Origin of the sequence: Nocardioides marmoriginsengisoli, from assembly GCF_003725695.1 — a bacterium.
GTDB classification, from domain to species: Bacteria; Actinomycetota; Actinomycetes; order Propionibacteriales; family Nocardioidaceae; genus Marmoricola; species Marmoricola marmoriginsengisoli.
The window spans coordinates 835850-858825 of record NZ_RJSE01000007.1 but is presented as its reverse complement, the minus strand read 5'-3'; the positions used below and the strand labels follow the sequence as shown (position 1 = coordinate 858825).

The following is a 22976-nucleotide window of genomic DNA, read 5'->3' as shown; positions in this document are numbered from 1 at the left end:
ACGGCCCGTGGCCCACGTCACCCCGGCTCGGGCGCGGCCACGATCTCGGTGCGGGCGGTCTCAACGTCCCGACTCGACCGTCGTACCAGTCGGTGGCCGAGCTCCCTTCCCGAGGTGATCCCTCCAGGCCGGAGCAGCAGAGTGAAGAGGAGCGTCAGGGCGAGGACTACCTGCTCGATCCCGGGATGCGGGGCGAGCGCGATCGGACCGAAGTCGCCGCCGGCTTCGACCCGGCGCAGCAGCTCGGCCAGCACGGAGATGAAGATCGTCCCGATCACAGCCCCGCTCAGGCTCCTCAGGCCACCGACGATCAGCATCAGCAGCGCCAGCAAGGTGAGCTTGAGCGAGACGTCCCCTGGCGTGAGCGCTCCGAGGAAGTGCGCATACAGGCCGCCGCCGATCCCGCAGACGAAAGCACTGATCACCAGAGCGATCGTGCGCTCGCGGCCGACCCGGACACCCAGCGATGCCGCCGCGACCGCATCTTCCCGGGAGGCCCGTAGCCGGAACCCGGAGGCGCTCACCTGGTAGGCGAGAGCGAGCACGATCGCACCGATCAACCAGGGCAGCGCTGTGCCGACGGTGAGGTCGGCGGGGATCCCGACGATGCCTTGCGAACCCCGGGTCACCTGGTCCCAGTTGCCGATCACCACGTTGACGCTGATCAGGAGCGCGAGGCTCGCGATGCCTGCTGCCATCCCGTCCAGCCGGAGCACCAAGGGTGAGCAGAGCACGCTGACGAGGAGAGCGAGCAGACCCGCGACCGGGAGTGCGGCAGCCATCCCGAGGTGCAGGTCGACGATCCAGCCCGGAAGGTCCGGGAGCAGTGCTCGCTTCAGACCGGGCTCCATGGTCATCAGTGCGGTGCTGTACGCACCCACGGCGACGAAGACGACGTGGCCGAAGGACAGCACCCCTGAGTTGCCGACGAAGATGTAGGTGCCGACACAGATCACCCCCATCACCAGCATCTGCGCCGCAGTCCGCTGGGTCGTCTCCGAACCCAGCATGGCCAGGCCGCTGATCACGAGCACGAGCAGCGTGGACAGCGCTGCGGGGGCACTCCCGGCCACCAGCGTGATCGCTCTGTTCCTCATACCCGCACCCCCTGCGGTCGACCGGCGATCCCGTGCGGCCGGAAGAGCAGGATGACGATGATGCCGAGGTAGACCAGGGCGTCGCGGTAGGCGGCCAGCCCTGTGGGTAGGTATGCCTGCAGCATCACGGAGAGGAGAGCAAGCACGTACGCGCCGATCGCGGCGGCCCAGAGCCGCCCGAGCCCACCGAGCACGATCGCCACGAACCCGAGCAGGACCGGCGTCAGACCCATGCTCGGGGTGAGCGTGCCGGTACGGGCGACGAGGAAGACGGCGGCCACGGCCGCGAACGCGCCACTCACCCCGAAGGCAGTCGCGACGACCCGATCCGCCCGGACCCCGAGCGCGCGAGCCATGGTGAAGTCCTCGGCCGCGGCGCGCATCTGCACCCCGAGCGGCGTGGCCCGCAGGAACCACGCGAGCCCGATCAGCAGCACGCCCGTCACTCCGATGATGGCGACATCCAGCTTGCCGATGGTCATGCCACCCACGTCGACGCTCGCGCCCAGGCTTCCGAGTACGTTCACGCTCTGCGGGTCGGCGCCCTCCTTCAGGAGCACGCCACCCTGGACGAGCAGGCTCAGCGCGAAGGACGTCATCAGCAACGTCTCGCCGCTGGCTCCGCGGGCAGGACGGAACGCGAGCCGTTCCATGGTCAGCGCAGCGGCGACGACGACCGCGACGGTCAGCGCGACGGCCACGGCCAACGGCAGGCCGTGGAACGCCAGCAGGGTGTAGCCGCCGATGGTGATCAGCTCGCCGTGTGCGAAGTTGATCAGGCCCATGATGCTGAACAGCAGCGCGATTCCGAGAGCGATCAAGGCGTAGAGACTGCCGAGGCTGAGCGCGTTGATGAGGTTCTGAGCCATGTGCTCACTCCATTCCGAGGTGCTTGGCGCGGAACGCCGGATCGCCGACCAGGTCCTGGGGGTTCTCCAGCCGCTCCAGCAGGCCGCCGCGCAGGGAGTACACGTGGTCGGCGAGCCTCACGGCGCGGCTGACGTTCTGCTCGACCACGAGAATCGTCCGACCCTCGTCCCGTAGCGCGGCGAGGCTGGCGAAGAGCCCGTCAAGGATCACCGGCGCCAGGCCCAGCGAAGGTTCGTCGAGGACCAGCAGGTCCGGTGAGGAGACGAGCGCCCGACCGATGGCCAGCTGCTGCCTCTCTCCTCCGGACAGCACGGATGCGCGCTGGTTCAGCCGGTCGGCCAGGACCGGGAAGAGCTCGAGCGACCGCTCGATCTGCGCAGCCGCCGTCGCCTTCTCGGCCAGGGCACAGGCGGCGAGGCTCAGGTTCTCCGCGATCGAGAGCGAGCCGAAGATGCCGCGCGACTCGGGGACGAAGGCGATCCCCGCCCGCGCCCGTCGCTCGGGCGACCAGTCCGTGATCTCCGCACCTCGCAGGCGAATCGTTCCGCTCCGCGTTCGAACGAGGCCCTGGACTGCGGAGAGGATGCTCGTCTTGCCGGCCCCGTTCGGCCCGACGATCGCGACGACGCCACCCTTCTCCACGTCCAGGGTGACCCCCCGGACGGCATCAACGGGCCCGTAGGAGATGTGCAGGTCCGCTATCTCGAGCAGGGTCATGCGTGCACCTCCTCCCCCAGGTAGGCCGTGACCACGTCCGGGTCCGTCCTGATCTCGTCCGGACTGCCCACGCGGAGGGTGACGCCGTGATCGAGCACGTGCACGCGGTGACTGAGCCCGAGGATCATCCGGACGTCGTGCTCGATGACGACCACCCCGCACCCGAGCTCAGCGTGGATGGCCCGTACCGTCTCGGCCATCGCGGCGCTCTCGTCGTCGTTCAGGCCGGCCGCCGGCTCGTCGAGCAGGAGCACGCGCGGCCTGGCGCACAGCGCGCGCGCCAGGCCGACACGTCTCTGGAGCCCGTACGGCAGGTCTCGCGCCAGGACGTGAGCACTGCCTTGGAGGTCCAGCAGCTCGAGGGCCTGCGTCGCCTGCGTGCGCGCCGTGGAACGACGTCCCCCGCAGCCGACCACGGCGACCTCGCAGTTCTCCTGCACGCTCATCTCCTCGAACAGGCGCACGTCCTGAAAGGTCCGACTGATGCCGGCCCTGGCCCGACGCGGCGCATCCCACCGGGTGATCGTGCGTCCGTCGAGCTCGACCTCCCCGACCGTGGGCCGCTGGAAACCGGACAGCACGTTGAGCAGAGTCGTCTTGCCGGCTCCGTTCGGCCCGATCAGCCCGAGAATCTCACCGGCACCGAGCTCGAGCTCGACGCCGTCGAGAGCACAGAGTCCGCCGAAACGAACGCTGAGCTGGCGGGTGCGCAGGAGCAGGGACATTCCTGTCAGCCGACCTTGCTCTTGGCGCCACGGACGTACGTCGCGACCGGGTCGAACGTGCCGTTGTCGATGCTCATGATCACCGACGGCCGGTCGGCGACGATGTGGTGCTCGGCGTCGTAGCCGGTGCGTCCGAGGATCGTGTCCAACTCGCCCAGGCCGTCGATCGCCTTGGCGAGCGCGGCACCCTCGGTGGTCTCGGCCGACTCGATCGCCTTCGCGATCACCTCGATCGTCGCGTAACCGGTCAGGGCGTACGACGTCACCGCGGGCTCGCCGAACTTCTCCCGGTAGCGGTCGAAGAAGGTGTTCACGTCCGCGCGCGGGTCGTTGCCGTAGAGCGAGCCGAAGGCGTCGTAGTAGAACTTGCTGAGGTTCGGCACGGCCTTGAGCCAGTAGTTGCCGTCCATGGCCAGGTGCGACGTCACCGGAATGTCGATCCCGGAGGCACGGAGCTCGCGGAGGGCAGCGCCAGCACCCGGGTTGTAACTGCACAGCTCGAGAACGTCGGCGCCGGAGTCGCGGACCTTGGCGATCTGGACCGCGAACGAGGTGTCCTGCTGCTGGATGGTGTCGCTGCCCACCACCTCCGCATCCGGCTTCGCCCCGAAGGCCGAGTCGAAAGCAGCACAGGTGTTCTTCGTCTGCGAGATGCTCGGGTCGAGCCAGAGGTAGGCCTTGCGGTAGCCCTGGTCGTAGGCGAACTGGGCGACGTTCTCGGCCGCAGCCCCGGCTTCGGTGCCCATCGAGTACGCGAGCGGCCCGAGCGTCGGCACGTCGAACTGCGAGGAACCTGCGCACGGCGTGAAGGCGACGACGTCCTTGCTCGTGGCAGCGATAGCGGCGGGGCTTCCGAGGTCGAAGTCACAGGTGACGACCATGACCTTCGCGGACTTGGCCAGGAGGTCGAGTGCCACGGTCGTGCCCAGCGCACGGTCCGACTTGGTGTCGCCGTAGACCAGCTTGAGCGGGTGGCCGAGAACACCGCCCTTGGCGTTGATGTCCGCGACGGCCAGCTCCGCGCCCCGGGCAGGGCCGAGGTCGTACGGCGCCGCCAGACCCGATCGGGCGATCGCCATCCCGATCTCGATCGGTCCGTCAGGAAGCGCGACGGAAGGCGAGCTTCCGGATGTTCCCTTGTCGTTGCCGCAGCCTGCGGCGACGACCGCCAGGATCGCTGCGACCAGCAGCAGCATGGTTCGCCTCATCATCATTCTCCTCTAGACGTCGATTGGTACGGCATTCTTACGTTCGTGCGATCTCAAAGTCAAGACTTGATATCTTACGATCCGGCGCAGAGCAACACGCCGTTTCCGGCGGTCGAGCGGCCCCGTCAGCGCTCGCGATTCGCGCCGACCACGACGAACACGATGTGCGTCGGCTCCTCGTACAGCCACCGGTGCAGGGCGCCGTTGCAGACGTACACGTCACCGGGGCCAAGGGTCGTTCGCGTACCGTCGCCCGCTTCGATGACGGCCCTCCCCTCGATCACCATCGCGATATCAATCGTGTCGGTCGCGTGCATCCCGGGTCGTGCGGCGTCGTGGACGAAGCCCGGCAGCACCCTCCCCAGATCCTCCAACGCGCCGACCGTGCCGCCGTGCCCGCGCAACGCGACGACGCGGACGCCACCGGCTGCCGGAAACGCAGGTTGCAGGTCGGGGCCGGAGCCCTCGGCACGCGGAACGGTCGGCAACTCGTCCCAGCCCCAGATCGGCCACGACAGCATCGAACCGTCCTCGGTCTCGACCGGCGCCACCTCCTCGACGTGCGTCATCGTGGACTCGTGGCCGCCGAGCGCGCCGACGACGACGCGTCGTACCTTCCTCACCATCTCCACTCCTTCGATGTCTCGTCGCCGGTCAGACGATCAGGTCGCCGCCGTTGATGTCGACAGCGGCGCCGGTGATGTACGCCGCGCGGTCGGACGCGAGGAAGGCCACCAGTTCCGCGACCTCCCAGGGCAGCCCCACCCGAGGAACCGGGAAGGCGCTCGCGGCCCGCTCCAGGTCGTCTTGCGGAAGGAGCGCGCGCGCCATCGGCGTGTCGATCAGGCCCGGACAGACGGCGTTGACCGTGATCCCGTCAGGACCGTAGGCCTTCGCCAAGTGCCTGGTCAGCCCGAGGACTCCGTGCTTGGCCGTCGTGTAGTGAGCTCCGCCGGCCGTGCTGATGGTCTTGCCCGCCGTCGAGGAGAAGTTCACGATCCGTCCCCAGCCTCGGCCCCGCATGCCAGGAAGAGCCTGTTGGGCGCAGAGGAAGGTGCCGTTCACGTTGACGGCGAGCACCCGGTCCCATTCGTCGTCGTCGATCGTTTCGAACGAGGTGGACGGTGCGATTCCGGCCGCATTGACCAGGATGTCGATCCGGGACGATCCGGCGAGCACCGAGGCGAACGCGCCGACCACCTGCGAGCGCTCGGTGATGTCGACGGAGAGCGTCAGAATCCGTTCCGGGAGCGCGTCCAGGCGCAGCGCGAGCTCGGCGGGGTCCGGCGCCACCAGGTCGAGCACGGCTACAGTCGCGCCGCGCCGGGCCAAAGCGTGGACGGTCGCCAGACCCATGCCGCTCGCCCCACCGGTGACGACCGCGACCCGCCCCTCGAACTCGCGGCTGTCCGCAGCCGTCGGTGCAGCCAGTCCGGTTCCGGACTCTGCTCCGGCGCTCATGCCGCACCGAGCATTCGCCGAGTGCGGCCGAAGGCGGCGACCACCTGCTCGAGCTGCTCGGGCGTGTGGGACGCGGAGACCTGCACCCTGATCCGCTCCTCGCCCGGCTGCACGACCGGATGGGCGAGAGCCAGGACCAGGATGCCTTGGAGGCGCAGCTCTGCGGCCAGGTCGCGTGCCAACGAACCTCCCCGCAGCATGACCGGGATGATCGGATGCTCACCCGGAACCACCTCGTACCCGAGGTCGCCCAGCGCCTGCCGCAACCACCGGGCGTTGGCTGCCAGCTGCTGCCGGAGCGCCGGCCGATCGTGCGCGATCTGCAGGGCGGACAGGACCGCCGCGCACAGGGCCGGAGCCATCGCATTCGTGAAGACGTACGGCCGGGAGACCTGGCGCAGCGTGTCCACGACGGCGCGGGAGCCGGCGGCGAAGCCACCGGCGGCGCCTCCCAGGGCCTTCCCCAACGTACCGGTCAGGACATCGATGCCGCCGACCAGTCCGAAGTGCTCCGCCGTCCCGGCACCCGTCGCTCCGAGGATGCCGGTCGCGTGCGAGTCGTCGACCACCAGCACGGCGTCGTAGCGACGCACCAGCTCTTCCAGTGCCGGCAGGTCGGCCAGGTCGCCGTCCATGCTGAAGACGCCGTCCGTCACGATCACGCGATGACGCGCGTCGGCAGATCCTGCGAGGTGACGCTCCAGCTCCTCGAGGTCGCCATGCGCGTAGACCCGCCGTCGCGCCGACGCGAGCCGGATGCCGTCGATCAGACTGGCGTGGTTGAGCGCATCGCTGAGAACCACGTCCTCGGGCCCCAGCAGTGCGTCGAAGACCCCCAAGTTCGCGTCGAAGCATGACCCGTACAGGACCGCTCCCTCGGTTCCGACGAGCGCGGCGAGGCGTTCCTCGAGCCGGTGGTGGACCTCTCGATTCCCGCACAGAACCCTTCCCGCAGTCGTCCCGAGGCCCAGCTCCGTCACCGCCTGGCGAGCCGATTCGAGCACCTCAGGGTCACCGGCGAGACCGAGGTAGTCATTGGATGCGAGGTTCACCACCTGCTGGCCGCCGAGACCGACCAGCGGACCTTGCGGCCCGGACACCACCAAGTCCTCACGCAGGCCGACCCCGTCGCGACGCACGTCGAGGTCGACACGGAGCCGATCCAGGAACGCCTGGTTCATGCGTGCCACTCGGCACAGCGCACGACCTCGACGCCACGACTCGGGAAGACCTCGCTCATGAAGAACTCGTGCATCGCCGGGTCCGCATCACCGCAGCCGTCACGCAGCACGGTGACCCCGTAGCCCCGGTCTGCAGCGCCGTAGACCGTAGCCGCCACCATCGCACTGGTCGCCACGCCGGCGATCACGACGTGGTCCACCCCTGCCGCGCGAAGGACCAGGTCGAGGTCGGTGCCGTGGAACGCGCTCGCACGTCGCTTGAGCACGACGACGTCCTCGTCAGAGACCGCCAGGGCGATCTCGGTGCCCGCCGACCCTTCGTGGAAGTCGCTGCCCGCCTCGAAGAACCCCCGGAGCAGCGGACTCGCCGGCGGTACGTCGGATCCGTTGCCGCGAAAGGCGAACCGCACGAAGACGACGAGCGCGCCCGCCGTACGGGCTCGTGGAAGCAGCTCGGCGAGGGGCGGGACGACGCGTTCCGCGAACGGGTACGCGCCCGTGATCCCCTCCTGGACGTCTCCGATGATCAGTGCGGTAGTCATGCCCTGCTCCCTTCGAGGCGGTCGGCGCGCAGCCGTGAGGTTCCGCTGGAATCGATCGTGCCGTCCGGATCGATCAGGACGCCATAGTCACGCGCGGCGCCCGCGTGGGTGACCTTGCCGTCGAGGACGTCCTCCAGGACGCGGTCCGGGTCCCGGTCGAACGGATCGCCGTGCCCACCGCCGCCTGCCGTCACGTGCCGGTGCGAGGTCCCCGCGGTCATCACGAACTGCGGCTTCGAGCTCAGCATGCGCTCATCGGGCCCGTTCGGGTCGAGCATGTTCAGCGAGGGCGAGCCCGGCGCGCCGCCGGCAAGCCCGTACGGCAGGAACATCCGTCGATCGGACCTGATCTGCACGCTTGCCTCCGGCGCCAGCATCGTCATGTCACGGAAGGTCGACATACCCCCGCGCCAGCGGCCCGCGCCACCGGTGTCCGGGACGTACCCGTAGCCATCGATCCGGATGTAGCCCGATTGCTCGAGCTCCTCGATCGGCGTGTTGGTGAGGTTGGCGCCCAGGGAGCTGATGCCGTCGACGCCGTCCCGGTCCGGCCGCGCGCCCCAGGCACCGGACAGGGGATCCCAGAGCACGACCGATCCGCCGTCGTCGCGGACGATGCCGATCGCGATGCCGTTCGGACCGCCGTCGCCGGCAGCCGGAACCCGGCCGGGGAAGACCGGAGCCAGCGCACCGAGCACGGCGTCCACGATCCGGAACCCGACCAGGCCGCGAGCGCCTCGGGCGGACGGGCGCCGCCCGTTGAGGATGGAGGCATCCGGGATGACGAAGCTGAACGGCCGGTAGAAGCCGCTGTTGGCAGGGATGTCCGACGGAATGACGCCTTGGAGCGCGGCGTAGCAGGCCGACCGGGTGAACGACTCGGTCGCATTGAGGGCGGAGGCAACCTGGGGCGCAGACCCCGTGAAGTCGAGCTCGATCCCCGACCCCGACAGCGTCACTTGCACCCGGATGGGGATGGGGCCGGACCCGAGGCCGTCGTCGTCGATGTGGTCGGTGAACTCGTAGGTGCCCGCGGTCGCTTCCGCGAGCGCTGCTCGGAACAAGGTCTCGGAGTAGTCGAGCAGTTCGTCGATCAGGGATTCGTAGTGCTCGACACCGTGCTTGGCGGCCAGCGCGCGCAGACCCTCGGCTCCGGTGTGGCACGCCGCCAGCTGCGACTCGAGATCTCCGCGCAACAGGTCCGGCTCACGCACGTTGCGGAGGACCAGCTGCAGGAAGGTCTCGTTCAGCACCCCGGCCTCGAGGAGACGCAGCGGCGGGATCTGGATGCCCTCGGCGAAGATGCTCGTCGACTGCACCGCCATCGAACCAGCAGCCCAGCCACCGACGTCGGTGTGATTGACGACCGTGACCGAGAAGCCCAGCAGGGTCGGACCCTCGAAGACAGGAGCGATGACGAAGATGTCGGGGAGGTGCATCCCGCCGAGGGACGGGTCGTTGAGCAGGTAGATGTCGCCCGGCTGGATCCTGCCCTCGAACTCGTCGAAGATCGCGTCCATCGCGCCGGGGATCGAGCCTAGGTGCACCGGGAGGGTGTTCGCCTGGGCGATGATCCTGCCCTCCCGGTCACACAGGGCCGCGGAGAAGTCCATGCTGGTGGCGACCAGCTGCGAGTGCGCTGTCCGGAGGACCGTGATCGCCATCTCGTCAGCCAGTCCGGTCACGGCATTGCGGAAGACCTCGAAGGTCACGGCGTCGCGAATCAAGGTGCGCTCCAGGTGATCACGATGTTGTTGAACCGGTCGCGGAAGACCCGCGCACCGGGTGGAACAAGCGTGGTGGCGTCCATGTCCTCGATGACGAGCGGCCCTTCGACGGGATCCGAGCCGAGGTCGGCCCGTCCGATCACCGGCGTCGCCACGAGCTCGTCGAACCGGCACGACCGCGTGGCCGCCGCGCGGCCCGGATCGGCAGGCAGGTCGAGGACGTCGGCGACGGCGACTGCGGTCGGTATCCATCCGCGTACCCGCAGGTTGACCAGCTCCACGAGGTCGTCGGCTCCGACGCGCCCGTAGGTTCGCTGGTGCTCGGCGTGGAACCGTGCCCGGGTCTCGGCGAGCAGCTCCTCGGTCAGCTCGCCGTCCGGGACCCGAACCCGCAGCTCGAATCGCTGGCCCCGGTACCTCATGTCGACCAGACGGTCGATCTCGGCATCGCCGCCCAGCTCGTCGACGACCTTCGCCGCGAGCCTGTCGAACTCACCGGCGAGCACCCGCAGCTCAGCGTGCTCCGGACGATAGGACGTCAGCTCGTGGTGCTCGGTGTCCGCGACCAGCAGTCCGAGGCTGCTGAACAAGCCCGGGTAGACCGGCACGATCACCGTCGTGATCCCGAGCTCACGCGCGAGCGAAGCAGCGTACAGCGGACCGGCACCACCGAACGCGACCATCGTCGCGTCACGCGGGTCCCGTCCGCGTTCGCTGGTGACCGCCTTGACCGCGGTGGTCATGTTGGACACGGCCACCTGGTAGGCACCGCGCGCCGTCTCCTGCACGTCCGCACCGAGCTGGTCGGCAACGGGGGCCAGCGCCTTGGCGGCGAGGTCGGGATGGATCGTCACCGTGCCGCCGGCGAGCGACGTCTGGCTGAGGTAGCCGAGAGTGACGTTCGCGTCGGTCAGCGTCGGCAGCTCACCGCCGTGGCCGTAGCACGCCGGGCCGGGCCGGGAGCCCGCACTCGAAGGCCCGACGTGCAGGGCGCCGGCAGGGTCGACAGCGATGATGCTGCCACCACCGGAACCGACCTCCGCGATGTCGATGGAAGGCGCGCGCACGGGGTACCCGGCCCCCGAGGCCAGTCCGCGGGCGATGTTCATGCCGCCACCCACCTCGTAGTCGGCCGACACGAACGGCTCACCGTCCTCGATCAGCGAGGCCTTCGCCGTCGTACCGCCCATGTCGAACGCGACCACCGTCGACAGCCCGATCATCTCGGCGAGCTTCTGGACCGCGGTCACGCCAGCCGCGGGCCCCGACTCGATGATCTGCACCGGGCGCTCCGCGACCGAGCCAGCGTCCATCAGGCCTCCGCTGGACTGCATGACGAGCAGCGGGGCGACCACGCCTTCATTGCGCAGTCCGGCCTCCAGACGGGTTAGATACCCGTGCACCGCGGGACCGACGTACGAGTTGACCGCCGCCGTGCTGGTGCGTTCGTACTCCTGGAGCTGCGGCGACACGTCGACCGAGGCCGTGACGTAGACGCCGGGCAGCTCAGCACGCAGCAGGTCGGCGACTCGGCGCTCCTCATCGGGCCGGACGTAGGAGTTGAGCAGGCACACGGCAACGGCTTCGATCCCGTCTGCGCGCAGCCGGCTCGCGAGAGCGCGGACCTCGTTCTCCTCGGCCGCAGGCTCGAGCAGCCCACCGGACGTGATCCGCTGGTCGAGCTCGTAGCGGTGGCGCCGCCGCGCCAGCGGCTCGGGCCGGGACCACGACAGGTCGTAGAGGGATGGACGGCGCAACCGACCGATCTCGAGCACGTCCCGAAAGCCACGGGTGGTGACGACCGCCGTGAGGGCGCCGTTCTTGGAGAGGATCGCGTTGGTCGCGACGGTCGTGCCGTGCAGCATCGCCACCACGTCCCGCGGCTCGACGGAAGCCGCCGCAAGGACGGACATGGTCGCCGACACCACGCCGGCTCCGTAGTCGGGCGGCGTGGACGGCACCTTCATCGGGACGACCTCGCCCGCCGGGCCCAAGGCGATCACGTCGGTGAACGTGCCGCCGATGTCGGCGCCGACTCGCCAGCCGCTGGATCGCAGATCGTGACTGCCAGGCACTTGGAACTCCTTCGATAGGCGTGAGTGAGATCAGAGTAGAGGTTTCTTAATATCTTAACAAGCCCAGCTGTTGTACTATTTGAATCCCTGCTGCGACGTGGTCGATCGAGCACCGCAGCCCACGCCGACCGACCAGCCCCTAGGAGTGCCCATGGCGCCGAGCCCTGCCGACCTGAAGTACACCGCCGAGCACGAGTGGCTCGACGTCGACGGCACCAGGGCGCGCGTCGGCATCACCCGCTTCGCCGCCGACGCCCTGGGCGACATCGTCTTCGTCGAGCTGCCCGAGGTCGGCGCCCTCGTGACCACCGGATCGACCTGCGGCGAGCTGGAGTCGACCAAGTCCGTCAACGAGCTGTTCGCGCCCGCCGACGGCGAGGTGGTCGCGGTGAACCACGCAGCGCAGGAGGATCCCGGGCTGGTCAACTCCGATCCGTACGGCGCTGGCTGGCTGTTTGAGCTGCGCATCTCGCGGGCCGACGGCCTGCTCGATGCGGCCGCCTACGACTCCCACGTCGGGGAGCGCTGATCCTTGTCCGAGATCACCTGCGCCGGGCCGACACCTCCCGGGGACCCCGACGCGGCCCCTCCCGATCCCGCCGGCAATAACGGCTCGCCGAGCCGGAGCAAGGCGCGAGCGGTGAGCTGCACGAGGCCGGCGCTGTCGTCCCCGTCGAGCGCGGAGCACCGGCTCGGCGGCTGACGCTACGCCTCCTGGACCGCCCGGGTGATACCGCGGACCACGTCGGCCAGGACGTCTTCGTCCGAGCCGAAGACCAGCCGGACGTAGTTCCCGGGCGCGTGCAGGTCAGCACCGCGGATGGAGGAGATGCCGTTGCGCAGGAGGGCGGCGTCGATGGCCTCGGCGGTCTCCCCGAGGCGGGCGCAGTCGACGAGCAGGAAGGCCCCCGCCTCTGGTCGCTCGGGCACGCTGAGGCCGCTCGCTGCGATGCCGTCGCAGACGTAGTCACGCTTGACCTGGTAGGTCGCACGTGCCGATTCCAACCAGTCGCGGGGCCCCGTCAGGGTCGCAGTCGCGGCCGACTGGGACACGATTCCGCAACACACCGCTTCCCACTGGAGGCGGCACTCGAGTGCGTCGACGACCTCGGGCGGGGCGATCACGTAGCCGACCCGCCAGCTGGCCAACGCGTAGTACTTGCTCAGACTCATCACCGTGATGATGTGCGGCCAGCGATCGGCGAAGGACTCCAGCGGCGTGTACTCGCGGCCGTCGTAGGTGAAGTGCTGCCATGAGTCGTCGGAGATGATCAGCAGCCCGTGTCGAGCCGCGAGGGCGACCACCGCCTCCAGCGTCGCAGCGTCCGGAAGGTGCCCGGTCGGGTTGTTCGGGTTGCAGATCAGCAAGGCACGGGTCCGGGTCGTGATCGCGGCTTCGAGCCTCGCTACGTCCAGAGCCCACCCGTCGGACGCCAGGGTCGGAACATGGACAGGACGGGCGCCGCTCTCCCTCAGGAGACCGTCGAAGAAGAACGTGGGCGTGGGCACGACGACCTCGTCCCCCGGAGCGAGCACGGTGCGGAACACCAGGGAGAGGCCCTGCATCGCACCGTGGGTGACGATGAGGCGCCGCTCCGGATCGACGTCCAAGTCGTGCACGCGTGCCAGGTCGTCGGCGATCGCCGTGCGCAGCTCGGGGAGGCCGCGACTGTCGCGCGGATCCGGCCGGTTCAAGGCCTCGGCTGCCGCCCGTCGCACGTGCAGGGGCATCGGGAGGATCGGAGCACCGACGAGGGGAAGCATGCGAGCACCGTCTCGGCCCGCACGCATCGCGCGCTCGCGCGCGCTCATCGCGCCCATCACCGGGAGCCCGGCCGTCGGAGGCAGCACCCAGGATTCTGTTCTGCTTGTCTGCATGCAGGGAAGGTACCATTGAGATACTAATCGTCGCACTACATATCTCAGACGTTGCCATATCAATATCTGATACTGGTATGCTCGCGCGATGCCCGACTCTGTCATCACCGGAATGACCCACGTCCCCGCGCTTCTCCTGGTCGGCACGGACGACACCAACCTCGACCGAACCAGCCAGGCCTATCGTGCGATCCGGCGCCAGATCATCGACCTGACGCTGCCGCCGGGCAGCAGCTTCACCGAGTCCTCACTCGCCCAGCAGTGGAACATCAGCAAGACCCCCGTGCGCGAGGCCCTCGCCCGCCTCCGGCGGGACGGCCTGGTGAACGCGATGCCCCGTGCCGGCTACGTCGTCAGCCCGGTGACCCTCGAGGACACCGACGACCTCTGCGGCCTGCGCACCCTGCTCTCCAGCGAAGGTGCGGCCGTGGCCGCTCGGAACGGACTCGACAACCTGGCGCTCGACCAGCTGGACGCGTTCGCCGAGGTACCGGTGGCCCTGGCCCAGGGCGACACAGGTCTGGAGGAGTCGCTGCGAGCAGGGATCGGCTTCGAAGCCATCGTCGCCAACGGTGCCGAGAACAACCGGCTCGGCAAGGCGATCGTCGACGTGATCGACGAGCTGGAGCGAGTCCTGCGAATGGTCGCCTTGATCGCTCCGAACGCGTCGAGCCCTCCCGGCGAGCTCCGGGCCATCGCGGAGCAGCTCCGCGAGCGCAACGAGGAAGGCGCTCGAGAGGCCATGGCGAAGCGGTGCGAGCGGGTGCGTCGCGACGTGCTCAAGGTGCTCGCGAAGAGTGCGTCGGTCAGCCGGGCGCCTATCGAGATGCCTCCCCCGGTCACCTCGTAGGCACTTCGCCCGTCAGCCCTCGTCCGCCGCGATGCCCGCGAGGACCGCGACGACCAGTCGCTTCTGGGTCTCGACCGAGGGGTGCACACCGTCCTCGATGAACGCGCCGGGGCCGTAGGTGACCGCCGCCGTGTCGATGCGGAGATCTCCCAGCCCGCCGATCGAGGCGGCCAGGTCGTCGACGTCCGCGTTCGACCAGCTGATCCCGGCCGCGCCGAAGAACGGGAAGCGTGCGACCGCCGCCTCGTCGACCCTCGTCGGCGTGACCCACACCCAGGTCGTCCCGCCAGAAGGCTGCCGCCGCCGCAACTCCGTCAGGTTGCGGACGGTCTCCTCGTTCCGGACCAGGCGCGGACCGTCGGCACCGTCGAAGCGCTGCAGATCGTTGCTCCCGAGCATGCAGAAGGTCCAGTCCCCCTGCACGCGCCGGAGGGCCGGCAGGCCGGCCAAGGTCTGGGTCGTGGTCGCGCCCGAGACGGCCGCGTTGACGAGGCTCAGCTCGAGGTCGGGCCGTTCGGCGGCGACGAGAGTCGAGAGGATCTCGAACCAGGACAACCGATCTGCCGTCGTACTCTCACCGATCGCGACGATTCGCTGCCCTCGTTCGAACGGCAGCCGGTCCAGGTGGAGCCGGACGGCCGGATCCGCGGCCAGCTGGGCGGCTGCCTCCCTCCGCTGCTCCTCGAGGCTCGCCACGACCTGGAGGTACGTCGCCGGGTCGGTCCCGAAGATCGCGGCACGCGTCGTGTCGTCCAGGCCCCGGGCGTACCCCAGCGTGCGTTCGGGATCCTGGAACCGGACGAGCTTCTCGATCATGGCGCTCGTCATGCGACCTCTCCTGCCGTGCGGTTGGCGGCGGCACGGTGCTGCGGAAGCAGGACGGCGGACGCGATGAGCCAGAGGAAGCCGGGGAACCGTGCGATCGGGAGCAGGAACGCGAGGTCCGAGAACCGGACGGCGAGGATCGAGATCATGGCGATGCCCGCCAGCACGAGCCCGGCGAGCGCGAACCACCGAGGCAGCAGGCCCGCCAGGAGACCGGGTACGGCGATGCCCGCGACAAGGAGGCCACCGGGCACCACGACGCCGGGACCGCCCGAGATGAAGGCCAGGTCGTGCAGCAACCGGACGAGCTCGGCGTGCTCGAGCGTCTCGGGTCGACCGACCGCCCAGGTGAGCATGGCGCTGAGCAGCATCGAACCCGCGGCGAGCACCCCGCCGGCCAGGGCGATCGTCGCGCCGGGAGCGCGGACACCCAGGCGGTTCAGGCGGACCGAGACCGTTGCGGCGAAGACCGCGAACGGAATGGCGGCCGCGAACTGGAGAAGTGCCATCAGCTGCACCGACGACCGATGGTCGGCGAAGTAGTCGAGCGCGGCCTGTCCGCTGCCGAACGGCGAGGGGTAGACGTCGCCGCCGGCGATGATCGTCGGGACCACCAGGGAGGCCATGAAGAGTGCGACGGCGGCGATGGCCACCGGCGCGAGCGGCGGCCCTCCTTGGGCGATGCGGCGGGACTGGTTGTCGGTACTCATAGCGTCATTCCTCCAGTGATGTCGAGAGTCGTTCCGGTGATCCAGGACGATGCGCCCGCGGACAGGTAGGCGATCGCCTGGGCGACGTCCGCGGACTGGCCGAGACGCCCCAGCGGCACGTGGGCCGCGAGCGCATCGAGCTGGTCCGCCGGCATCCGTGACCGCAGGGTGTCGGTCTCCACGACCGACGGCGCCACGCAGTTCACCCGGACTCCGGCGGCCGCGTACTCCTTGGCCAGGTGCTCGGTGAGCATGACCACGCCTGCCTTTGCGGCCGCGTAGGCAGCGTTCGCCCGGGACGCACGCCGGCCGGCCGTCGAGGCGACGGTGACGATCGAGCTGTCCCCGGCCTTGAGGAGCTGGGGCAGGGCGGCGTGGATCGTCAGGAAGGTCGAGGTCAGGTCGGTCTCGATGACCTCCCGCCAGCGATCGGGGGCCAGGTCGGCGGAACGCTCGGGCGATCCGTCTCCGCCGGCCAAGGTCACCAACGTGTCGATAGAGCCGAGCTCCGCCTCCACGGCGCGCGCCGTGCCGGCGAGGTGGCTCGCGTCGGTGACGTCTCCGACGAAGGCACGCGCGGTGCCACCGGCGGCACTGATCTCCTCCACCAGGCGGGCCAGCCTCGCCTCCTGCCGACCGTGGACGGCGACCGACGCGCCACGGGATGCGAATACCCGGCTGACTTCCGCGCCCAGCGATCCGGACGCTCCCGTCACCAGGGCGACCCGGCCCCGCAGGGACCAGGCCTCCGGTGCCTGTCGATCCATATTCGTTCTTGTCATAGAATCATTCATAGCACAGAATGATTCTGCTGCGTTAGTCTCTTTCCCATGAGCGAGCAAGAACCAGGCCCGGTCTTCGGCCGGGACCCGTCGACTCGCGTCGCGTTCCTGCTCTCCCAGGTCGGCTCGATGGCCGCGTCCCAGTTCGCGGATCGGCTCGCCGACCTGGGCCTCCAACCCAGCGACATCGGCATCCTGCGCCTGATCCTGCTGAACCCCGGGATGAGCCAGCAGGACCTGGCCTCCAAGCTCGGCGTCGTGCCCAGCCGCGTGGTGTCGCTGGTCGACGGGCTGGAGAGCAAGGGCCTGGTAGAACGTCGGCGGAGTACGCGAGACCGCCGCAACCAGGAGCTCCACCTGACCGAGTACGGCGGACAGATCATGGGTCGGATGCGGGACATCGGGTCCGCCCACGAGCGGCACGTGGTCCAGGCTCTCAGCGAGGACGAGCGGCTCGTCCTCGGCGAGCTGCTCGCCAAGGTCGCTGCCAGCCACGGCCTCGCAGCAGACGTCCACCCCGGCTACCGGGCCGCGCCGCCGAGCTCTCCGTAGTCCTCAGCACGCGCATAGGAGTCGAGGAGCTCGACATCCGAGATCCCCTGCCCGAGGCAAGCAAACCCCCAGGTCAGAGCCGGTGGCTCATTCCCACTCGATCGTCCCCGGCGGCTTGCTGGTGATGTCCAGCACGACGCGGTTGACGTCCTTGACCTCGTTGGTGATCCGGGTCGATATCTTCTCCAGGACGTCGTACGGGAGGCGGCTCCAGTCGGCCGTCATCGCGTCCTCGCTGGAGACCGGGCGGAGCACGATCGGGTGGCCGTAGGTGCGGCCGTCGCCCTGGACGCCGACGGAACGGACGTCGGCGAGGAGGACGACGGGGAGCTGCCAGATGTCGCCGTCGAGTCCCGCGAGCGCGGTCTCCTCGCGGACGATCGCGTCGGCGGCGCGGAGGATCTCCAGACGCTCGGCGCTGACCGCGCCGACGATCCGGATCGCCAGTCCGGGACCGGGGAACGGGTGCCGGCCGACGATCGCCTCGGGGATCCCGAGCTGGCGACCGACCTCACGCACCTCGTCTTTGAACAGGGTGCGCAGCGGCTCGATCAGGCTGAACTCCAGGTCGTCGGGCAGACCGCCGACGTTGTGGTGGCTCTTGATGTTCGCCGCGCCCTCGCCGCCGCCGGACTCGACCACGTCGGGGTACAGGGTGCCCTGGACCAGGAACTTCACCGGCGCGCCGGGGGTCGCGAGGACCTCGCGCTCGGCGGCCTCGAAGACCCGGATGAACTCGCGGCCGATGATCTTCCGCTTCTCCTCGGGGTCGGTGACGCCGTCGAGGAAGCCGAGGAACTGCTCGGCGGCGTCGACGACCTTCAGGTCGACCCCGGTCGCCTCGACGTAGTCCTTCTCGACCTGCTCGGCCTCGCCCTGGCGCAGCAGGCCGTGGTCGACGAAGACGGCCGTCAGCTGGTCACCGATGGCGCGCTGGACCAGGGCGGTGGAGACCGCCGAGTCCACCCCGCCGGAGAGCGCCGAGATGACCCGCGCGTCACCGACCTCGGCACGGATCCGCTCGACTTGTTCATCGACGATGTTCGCGCTCGTCCAGGTCGGCTTGCAGCCGGCGATGTCGTAGAGGAAGTGCTGGAGGATCTCCTGGCCGTGCTCGCTGTGCAGCACCTCGGGGTGCCACTGGACCCCGGCGATCCGGCGCTCGACGTGCTCGAAGGCGGCCACGGTCGCGCGCGGGGACCGGGCGTTGACGGTGAACCCCTCGGGCGCCGCGGTGACCTCGTCGCCGTGCGACATCCAGGAGACCAGCGTCTCGGGGAGCCCGTCGAGCAGGGTCCCGGCCTCGAGCACCGAGACGTCGGTGCGCCCGTACTCCCGCTGGCCCGTGTGCGCGACCTCGCCGCCGAGCGTCTGGGCCAGCGCCATGAAGCCGTAGCAGATGCCGAAGACCGGCACCGTCCCGTCGACCAGCGATGCGTCGAGGCGCGGGGCGCCTTCCTCGTAGACCGACGACGGACCGCCGGAGAGGATGATCGCGGTCGGGTTCTTCGCCAGCATGTCCGCCGCCGGCATGGTGTGCGGAACGATCTCCGAGTACACCTGGGCTTCGCGGACGCGGCGGGCGATCAACTGGGCGTACTGCGCCCCGAAGTCGACGACGAGGACGAGGTCGTGGTCGGTCAAAACCGGCCCCTTCTGCAGCGCGTGTGGGATAGCCGGAGTCTAATCGGTGCCGATCGACCTGGCGTCGTCGCGTCCAGGCTCAGGAGCAGCGGCGGTGGACGGCGTTGACAGCCTTGTCGAACGCCGTGATCGCCTTGACACCGTCGGCCTGGTCGGGACCAGCGCGGCCGACCGCACCTGTGCTCTCCGCGAGCACCCGGAACAGCTGGAAGTCGGCGTCGCTGAGGCCTGCCGCGAGACCGGCGGTGACGGCCGCGGCGTGGACCTGGCCGAGGCCCTCGCTGTAGTCGTTGGAGGTGCCGTACGACGCGTCGTCGCGCATCCCCTTCAGCAGCGTCAGGTCGTCGTCGCCGATCTGCAGCACGTAACCGCGGCAGGCCGCCGTGCGGGCGTCCTCCGGGCTCGGGATCGGAGCGGACTCCGCACCGCAGGACGAGACAGCGAGAGCGGTGACGGTCAGCAGCAGCACCCGAGGCATCGTCTTCATGCCGAGGACACTAACCATCTGGTCGAGGTTTCGCGGGCGCGGTGGCGAGTGTCGGGCTCGGGCCCGAACTCCTGAACTGCGCCGGAAAACGACTCAGGACCCAGCCGGGGAGGGAGGGAGGCTGGGTCCTGATTGTCCACGTGGTGTGAACCGTGTCGAGATCGGGCCTGGGAGGGAGCGATGCACCCGATCTGCACTGATAAACGACCGCTCCGCACCCGGGTTATGCCGGTTGCTGAAATATTTTCGAGGAACCGCCCGATAACGGATTTCGGGAGGAAACGGGCTTTACGAGACCGCCACGATCGGCAGGTGCAACGCCCCCGGGGCTCCGGTCGGAACCGCCGGTGACACCGGCTGCACCGGCGCGATCCGCTCGTACGCCGACCCGAGGGTCGGGCGCGGGTCGACCTCGCCCTTGTTGGGCCAGAACGACATCGCCCGCTCCGCCTGAGCCGTGATGGTCAGCGACGGGTTCACGCCCAGGTTCGCCGAGATCGCCGAGCCGTCCGCGATGTGCAGACCGGGGTGGCCGTAGACCCGCTGGTACGGGTCGATCACACCGGTCGCAGGCGAGTCGCCGATCGTGCAGCCGCCGATGAAGTGGGCGGTCAGCGGCCGGTTGAAGGGCTCGCCGATCGACCCGCCCGCGGTGCCGCCGACGATCTCGGCCATCTTGGTGACGGCCTCGTTGGCGACCGGGATCCAGGTCGGGTTCGGGGTGCCGTGGCCCTGGCGCGAGGACATGTACCGGATGTTCGTGCCCGGGATCTTCTTGTTGAACGTGGTGATCGAGTTGTCGACGGTCTGCATCACCAGGGCGATCACGGTGCGCTCGGACCAGTGCTTGAAGTCGTAGAGCTCGCGGACCTCGCGGCGCTTGCTCCACATCTCCTTCAGCCACTTCTGCCAGCGCGGCTCCGGACCGGAGTCGTCGGTGAGCACCGTCTGCATCAGCGACATGAAGTTCGAGCCCTTGCCGTAGCGGACCGGCTCGATGTGGGTGTGCTCGTCGGGGTGGAACGACGACGTGATCGCGACGCCGCGGGAGTAGTCGATCTTGCTGTCGGAGGGGGCGATCGCGCCGAGGATCGACTCGGAGTTGGTCCGGGACAGGTAGCCCAGCCGGTCCGACAGCCCGGGGAGGTGACCCTCGTCCTTCATCGTGTGCAGCAGCCGCTGCGTGCCCAGGGACGCGGCCGCGACGATGACCTGCTGGGCGGTCAGGGTGCGGGTCGAGCGAGCCGTCGAACGCTTGGCCTTGGTGAACTTGACCTTGAGCTCGTAGCCCGACCCCTTCGGCGTGATCCGGGTGACCGTGGTCAGCGGCATCACCCGGGCACCCTTGGCCTCGGCCAGGTACAGGTAGTTCTTGACCAGGGTGTTCTTGGAGTTGTGCCGGCAGCCGGTCATGCACTCGCCGCAGGCCTTGCACGGCACCCGGTCCGGGCCGGCCCCGCCGAAGAACGGGTCCTTGATGGTGTCGTGGTGAGTCTCCCCCGGTCCGCCGAAGAAGACGCCGACGGGAGTCGGGTGGTAGCTCTCCTCGACGCCCATGTCCTGGGCGACCTGGTACATCACGTCGTCGGCCGCCGTGCGGAGCGGGTTCTCGACCACCCCGAGCATCCGCTTCGCCTGGTCGTAGTACGGCGCCAGCTCGGACTTCCAGTCGGTGATGTGCGCCCACGACGGGTCGCGGTAGAACGCGTCCAGCGGCTCGTAGAGCGTGTTCGCGTAGACCAGCGAGCCGCCGCCGACCCCGGCGCCGGAGACGATCATGCAGTCCTTGAGCGCGTCGATCCGCTGGATGCCGTAGCAGCCGACCTCGGGACGGAAGAGGTAGCGCTTCACGTCCCACGAGTTGTCGGCGAAGTCCTCGTCGCGGAACCGCGCCCCGGCCTCCAGTACGGCGACCTTGTAGCCCTTCTCCGCCAGCCGAAGCGCACTGACCGAGCCCCCGAACCCCGACCCGACGATGATCACGTCGAAGTCGAACTCGGAAGCCGGCGTACCGGATCCGTCGATCTTCGCCGGCATCAGGCGCGCCCCAACTTCTTCATCACCCGCAGGCTGACCGTCATCATCTTGGCGTACTGCTCGTCGCTCAGCCCGAACTGCGCACTGAACCGGAGCACCGACTGCGAGGCGACGGCCTGGGTCTCGGTGTAGCGGTGGATCCCCTCGCTGCCCTGACGACGTCCCATGCCGGACTCGCGCATGCCGCCCATCGGGGCGTCGATGCTGGCGAAGGTGGCCCCGAAGGCCTCGTTGATGTTGACGGTGCCGCACTTGATCTGGCGCGCGATGATCCGGGCGCGCTTGACGTCGCGGCTGTAGATCGACGCGTTCAGGCCGTACTCGCCGTCGTTAGCGCGCGCGATCGCCTCAGACTCGTCGCTGAACCGGTACAGGCTGATCACCGGCCCGAAGGTCTCGTTGCCGAAGCAGGTCATCTCCGGGGTGACGCCCTCGAGGATGGTCGGCTCGTAGTAGAACGGGCCGAGGTCAGGACGGGCCTTGCCGCCGGCGAGGACGACCGCGCCCTTCGCGACGGCGTCGTCCACGTGCGCGGTCACCGTGTCGAGCTGGTCCTGGCTGATCAGCGAGCCCATGTCGCTGCCCCACTCCAGGCCGGCGGAGAGGTTCATCGCCTTGGTCGCGGCGACGAACTTCTCCTTGAACCGGTCGTAGACCTGGTCCGCGACGAACATCCGCTCGGTGGAGACGCAGAGCTGGCCCGCGTTGGAGAAGCAGGCCCGGACCGCGCCCTCGGCCGCCTTGTCGAGGTCGGCGTCGCGCAGGATCATGATCGGGTTCTTGCCGCCGAGCTCCAGCGAGCAGCCGATCAGGCGGTCGGCGGCCTGCTTGGCGATGATCTTGCCGGTGGCGGTCGAGCCGGTGAAGCAGATGTAGTCGGCGCGGTCGATGATCGGCGTACCGAGCTCGCGGCCCGGGCCGGCCACGACGTTCCAGAGGTCGCGCGGGAAGCCGGCCTCCTCGAGGAGCTGCGCGCCGAGCAGCGCGGAGAGCATCGTCTGCGCGTCCGGCTTGGTGACGACCGCGTTGCCGGCGAGCAGCGCCGGCAGGCCGTCGCACAGCGCCATCGTGAACGGGTAGTTCCACGGCGAGATGATCCCGACGACGCCCTTGGGGACACGGTTGACCTCGGCCCGGGTCAGGCCCGGGATCACCCCCATCCGGCCCTCGGTGTCGAGGTGCTGGTGCGCCGTACGGGCGTAGTAGCGGGCGGTGAGCGCGATGTGCAGCGGCTCGTCGAAGGCGTGCTTGCGCGCCTTGCCGGACTCCCAGCAGATCAGGTCGATGATCTCGTCCTGACGGTCCAGCACGAGGTCGTGCAGCCGGAGCAGCAGCTCGGCGCGGTGGTCGAGCGAGGTGCGCTGCCACGACTGCTGCGCGCGCCGGGCACGGGCGTAGGCCTCCTTGACGTCCGCCTCGGTCGACTGCGGAATGACCGCGAGCGGCTTGCCGGTGGCAGGCGCGTACGACGTCACGCCGGTGCCGGCGGTGGCGATCAGCCGGTCGGTCAGCGCAGCGACGTACTCCGGCTCGAACGCGTACGACGCCCGCGGGTCGTGCTCGGGGTCGGCAGGGAGCTGGGTCGAGGGGTTCACACTCATGACCGGA

Annotated in this window: 22 protein-coding genes; 3 read left to right on the top strand and 19 right to left on the bottom strand. The window is 69.3% G+C overall.

Translation table 11 applies throughout. From position 1 onward, the window contains the following. Positions 1–17: 17 nt before the first annotated feature. The 11 genes from EFK50_RS12670 to EFK50_RS12620 all read right to left on the bottom strand — a co-directional run bounded on the left by EFK50_RS12670 (position 18) and on the right by EFK50_RS12620 (position 11603). The gene (locus tag EFK50_RS12670) at positions 18–1097 is read right to left on the bottom strand and encodes a branched-chain amino acid ABC transporter permease (protein WP_123227905.1); all 1080 of its coding nucleotides are present in this window, start codon (positions 1095–1097) and stop codon (positions 18–20) included. Continuing rightward, complete coding sequence (locus EFK50_RS12665; RefSeq protein WP_123227904.1) at positions 1094–1966, bottom strand: branched-chain amino acid ABC transporter permease; 873 nt, start codon at positions 1964–1966, stop codon at positions 1094–1096. Before EFK50_RS12665 ends, EFK50_RS12670 begins: the two co-directional genes overlap by 4 nt. Before the next feature lie 4 nt (positions 1967–1970). After that, positions 1971–2684, bottom strand: a complete 714-nt coding sequence (locus tag EFK50_RS12660; RefSeq protein WP_123227903.1) for an ABC transporter ATP-binding protein — start codon at positions 2682–2684, stop codon at positions 1971–1973. Beyond that, positions 2681–3409: an ABC transporter ATP-binding protein gene (locus tag EFK50_RS12655; RefSeq protein WP_123227902.1), complete on the bottom strand. Its 729-nt coding sequence runs from the start codon at positions 3407–3409 to the stop codon at positions 2681–2683. The genes EFK50_RS12660 and EFK50_RS12655 overlap by 4 nt, the downstream gene beginning before the upstream one ends. A 5-nt stretch (positions 3410–3414) precedes the next feature. Beyond that, positions 3415–4617 carry an ABC transporter substrate-binding protein gene (locus EFK50_RS12650; protein ID WP_183407800.1) on the bottom strand — a complete coding sequence of 401 codons (1203 nt, stop codon included), beginning with the start codon at positions 4615–4617 and terminating at the stop codon, positions 3415–3417. Between the two features lie 125 nt (positions 4618–4742). Then, positions 4743–5186 carry a cupin domain-containing protein gene (locus tag EFK50_RS12645; protein ID WP_148046145.1) on the bottom strand — a complete coding sequence of 148 codons (444 nt, stop codon included), beginning with the start codon at positions 5184–5186 and terminating at the stop codon, positions 4743–4745. An 85-nt stretch (positions 5187–5271) separates the two neighbouring features. Then, on the bottom strand, positions 5272–6078 hold the full coding sequence (locus EFK50_RS12640) for an SDR family NAD(P)-dependent oxidoreductase (protein ID WP_123227899.1): 807 nt from the start codon (positions 6076–6078) through the stop codon (positions 5272–5274). Further along, the gene (locus tag EFK50_RS12635; RefSeq protein WP_123227898.1) at positions 6075–7259 is read right to left on the bottom strand and encodes a glycine C-acetyltransferase; all 1185 of its coding nucleotides are present in this window, start codon (positions 7257–7259) and stop codon (positions 6075–6077) included. Before EFK50_RS12635 ends, EFK50_RS12640 begins: the two co-directional genes overlap by 4 nt. Beyond that, complete coding sequence (locus EFK50_RS12630; protein WP_123227897.1) at positions 7256–7801, bottom strand: cysteine hydrolase family protein; 546 nt, start codon at positions 7799–7801, stop codon at positions 7256–7258. Before EFK50_RS12630 ends, EFK50_RS12635 begins: the two co-directional genes overlap by 4 nt. Continuing rightward, on the bottom strand, positions 7798–9528 hold the full coding sequence (locus tag EFK50_RS12625) for a hydantoinase B/oxoprolinase family protein (RefSeq protein WP_123227896.1): 1731 nt from the start codon (positions 9526–9528) through the stop codon (positions 7798–7800). The genes EFK50_RS12630 and EFK50_RS12625 overlap by 4 nt, the downstream gene beginning before the upstream one ends. Then, complete coding sequence (locus tag EFK50_RS12620) at positions 9525–11603, bottom strand: hydantoinase/oxoprolinase family protein (RefSeq protein WP_123227895.1); 2079 nt, start codon at positions 11601–11603, stop codon at positions 9525–9527. The genes EFK50_RS12625 and EFK50_RS12620 overlap by 4 nt, the downstream gene beginning before the upstream one ends. 151 nt (positions 11604–11754) lie before the next feature. On the opposite strand from EFK50_RS12620, the gene gcvH reads away from it, so the two are divergent. Further along, the gene (gene gcvH / locus EFK50_RS12615) at positions 11755–12132 is read left to right on the top strand and encodes a glycine cleavage system protein GcvH (protein WP_123227894.1); all 378 of its coding nucleotides are present in this window, start codon (positions 11755–11757) and stop codon (positions 12130–12132) included. A 176-nt stretch (positions 12133–12308) separates the two neighbouring features. Here gcvH and EFK50_RS12610 read toward each other — a convergent pair whose 3' ends face one another. Continuing rightward, positions 12309–13454: a pyridoxal phosphate-dependent aminotransferase gene (locus EFK50_RS12610; RefSeq protein WP_221177369.1), complete on the bottom strand. Its 1146-nt coding sequence runs from the start codon at positions 13452–13454 to the stop codon at positions 12309–12311. A 115-nt stretch (positions 13455–13569) separates the two neighbouring features. Between EFK50_RS12610 and EFK50_RS12605 the strand changes: the two genes are divergently transcribed. Then, positions 13570–14331: a GntR family transcriptional regulator gene (locus EFK50_RS12605; protein ID WP_123227892.1), complete on the top strand. Its 762-nt coding sequence runs from the start codon at positions 13570–13572 to the stop codon at positions 14329–14331. Positions 14332–14343: 12 nt separating this feature from the next. Here the strand turns inward: EFK50_RS12605 and EFK50_RS12600 are convergent, their stop codons facing one another. Genes EFK50_RS12600 through EFK50_RS12590 form a run of 3 tightly spaced genes read right to left on the bottom strand, consistent with a single transcriptional unit; the run spans position 14344 to position 16633 of the window. Continuing rightward, on the bottom strand, positions 14344–15159 hold the full coding sequence (locus EFK50_RS12600; protein ID WP_123227891.1) for an SGNH/GDSL hydrolase family protein: 816 nt from the start codon (positions 15157–15159) through the stop codon (positions 14344–14346). Next, positions 15156–15866, bottom strand: a complete 711-nt coding sequence (locus tag EFK50_RS12595) for a hypothetical protein (protein ID WP_123227890.1) — start codon at positions 15864–15866, stop codon at positions 15156–15158. The genes EFK50_RS12600 and EFK50_RS12595 overlap by 4 nt, the downstream gene beginning before the upstream one ends. After that, positions 15863–16633, bottom strand: a complete 771-nt coding sequence (locus EFK50_RS12590; protein WP_123227889.1) for an SDR family NAD(P)-dependent oxidoreductase — start codon at positions 16631–16633, stop codon at positions 15863–15865. Before EFK50_RS12590 ends, EFK50_RS12595 begins: the two co-directional genes overlap by 4 nt. A 63-nt stretch (positions 16634–16696) precedes the next feature. Here EFK50_RS12590 and EFK50_RS12585 point away from each other — a divergent pair, with 63 nt between their 5' ends. After that, entirely contained in the window at positions 16697–17200 is a 504-nt protein-coding gene (locus EFK50_RS12585; RefSeq protein ID WP_123227888.1) for a MarR family winged helix-turn-helix transcriptional regulator, read from the top strand. Positions 17201–17287: 87 nt separating this feature from the next. Here EFK50_RS12585 and guaA read toward each other — a convergent pair whose 3' ends face one another. The 4 genes from guaA to EFK50_RS12565 all read right to left on the bottom strand — a co-directional run bounded on the left by guaA (position 17288) and on the right by EFK50_RS12565 (position 22969). Continuing rightward, positions 17288–18844, bottom strand: a complete 1557-nt coding sequence (guaA, locus tag EFK50_RS12580) for a glutamine-hydrolyzing GMP synthase (RefSeq protein ID WP_425454383.1) — start codon at positions 18842–18844, stop codon at positions 17288–17290. A 79-nt stretch (positions 18845–18923) separates the two neighbouring features. Next, positions 18924–19331 carry a hypothetical protein gene (locus EFK50_RS12575; RefSeq protein ID WP_123227886.1) on the bottom strand — a complete coding sequence of 136 codons (408 nt, stop codon included), beginning with the start codon at positions 19329–19331 and terminating at the stop codon, positions 18924–18926. A gap of 288 nt (positions 19332–19619) precedes the next feature. Continuing rightward, positions 19620–21368 (bottom strand): GMC oxidoreductase, encoded by a 1749-nt coding sequence (locus EFK50_RS12570; protein ID WP_123227885.1) that lies wholly within the window; start codon positions 21366–21368, stop codon positions 19620–19622. Then, entirely contained in the window at positions 21368–22969 is a 1602-nt protein-coding gene (locus EFK50_RS12565) for a succinic semialdehyde dehydrogenase (protein ID WP_123227884.1), read from the bottom strand. The genes EFK50_RS12570 and EFK50_RS12565 overlap by 1 nt, the downstream gene beginning before the upstream one ends. Between the last annotated feature and the right edge of the window lie 7 nt (positions 22970–22976).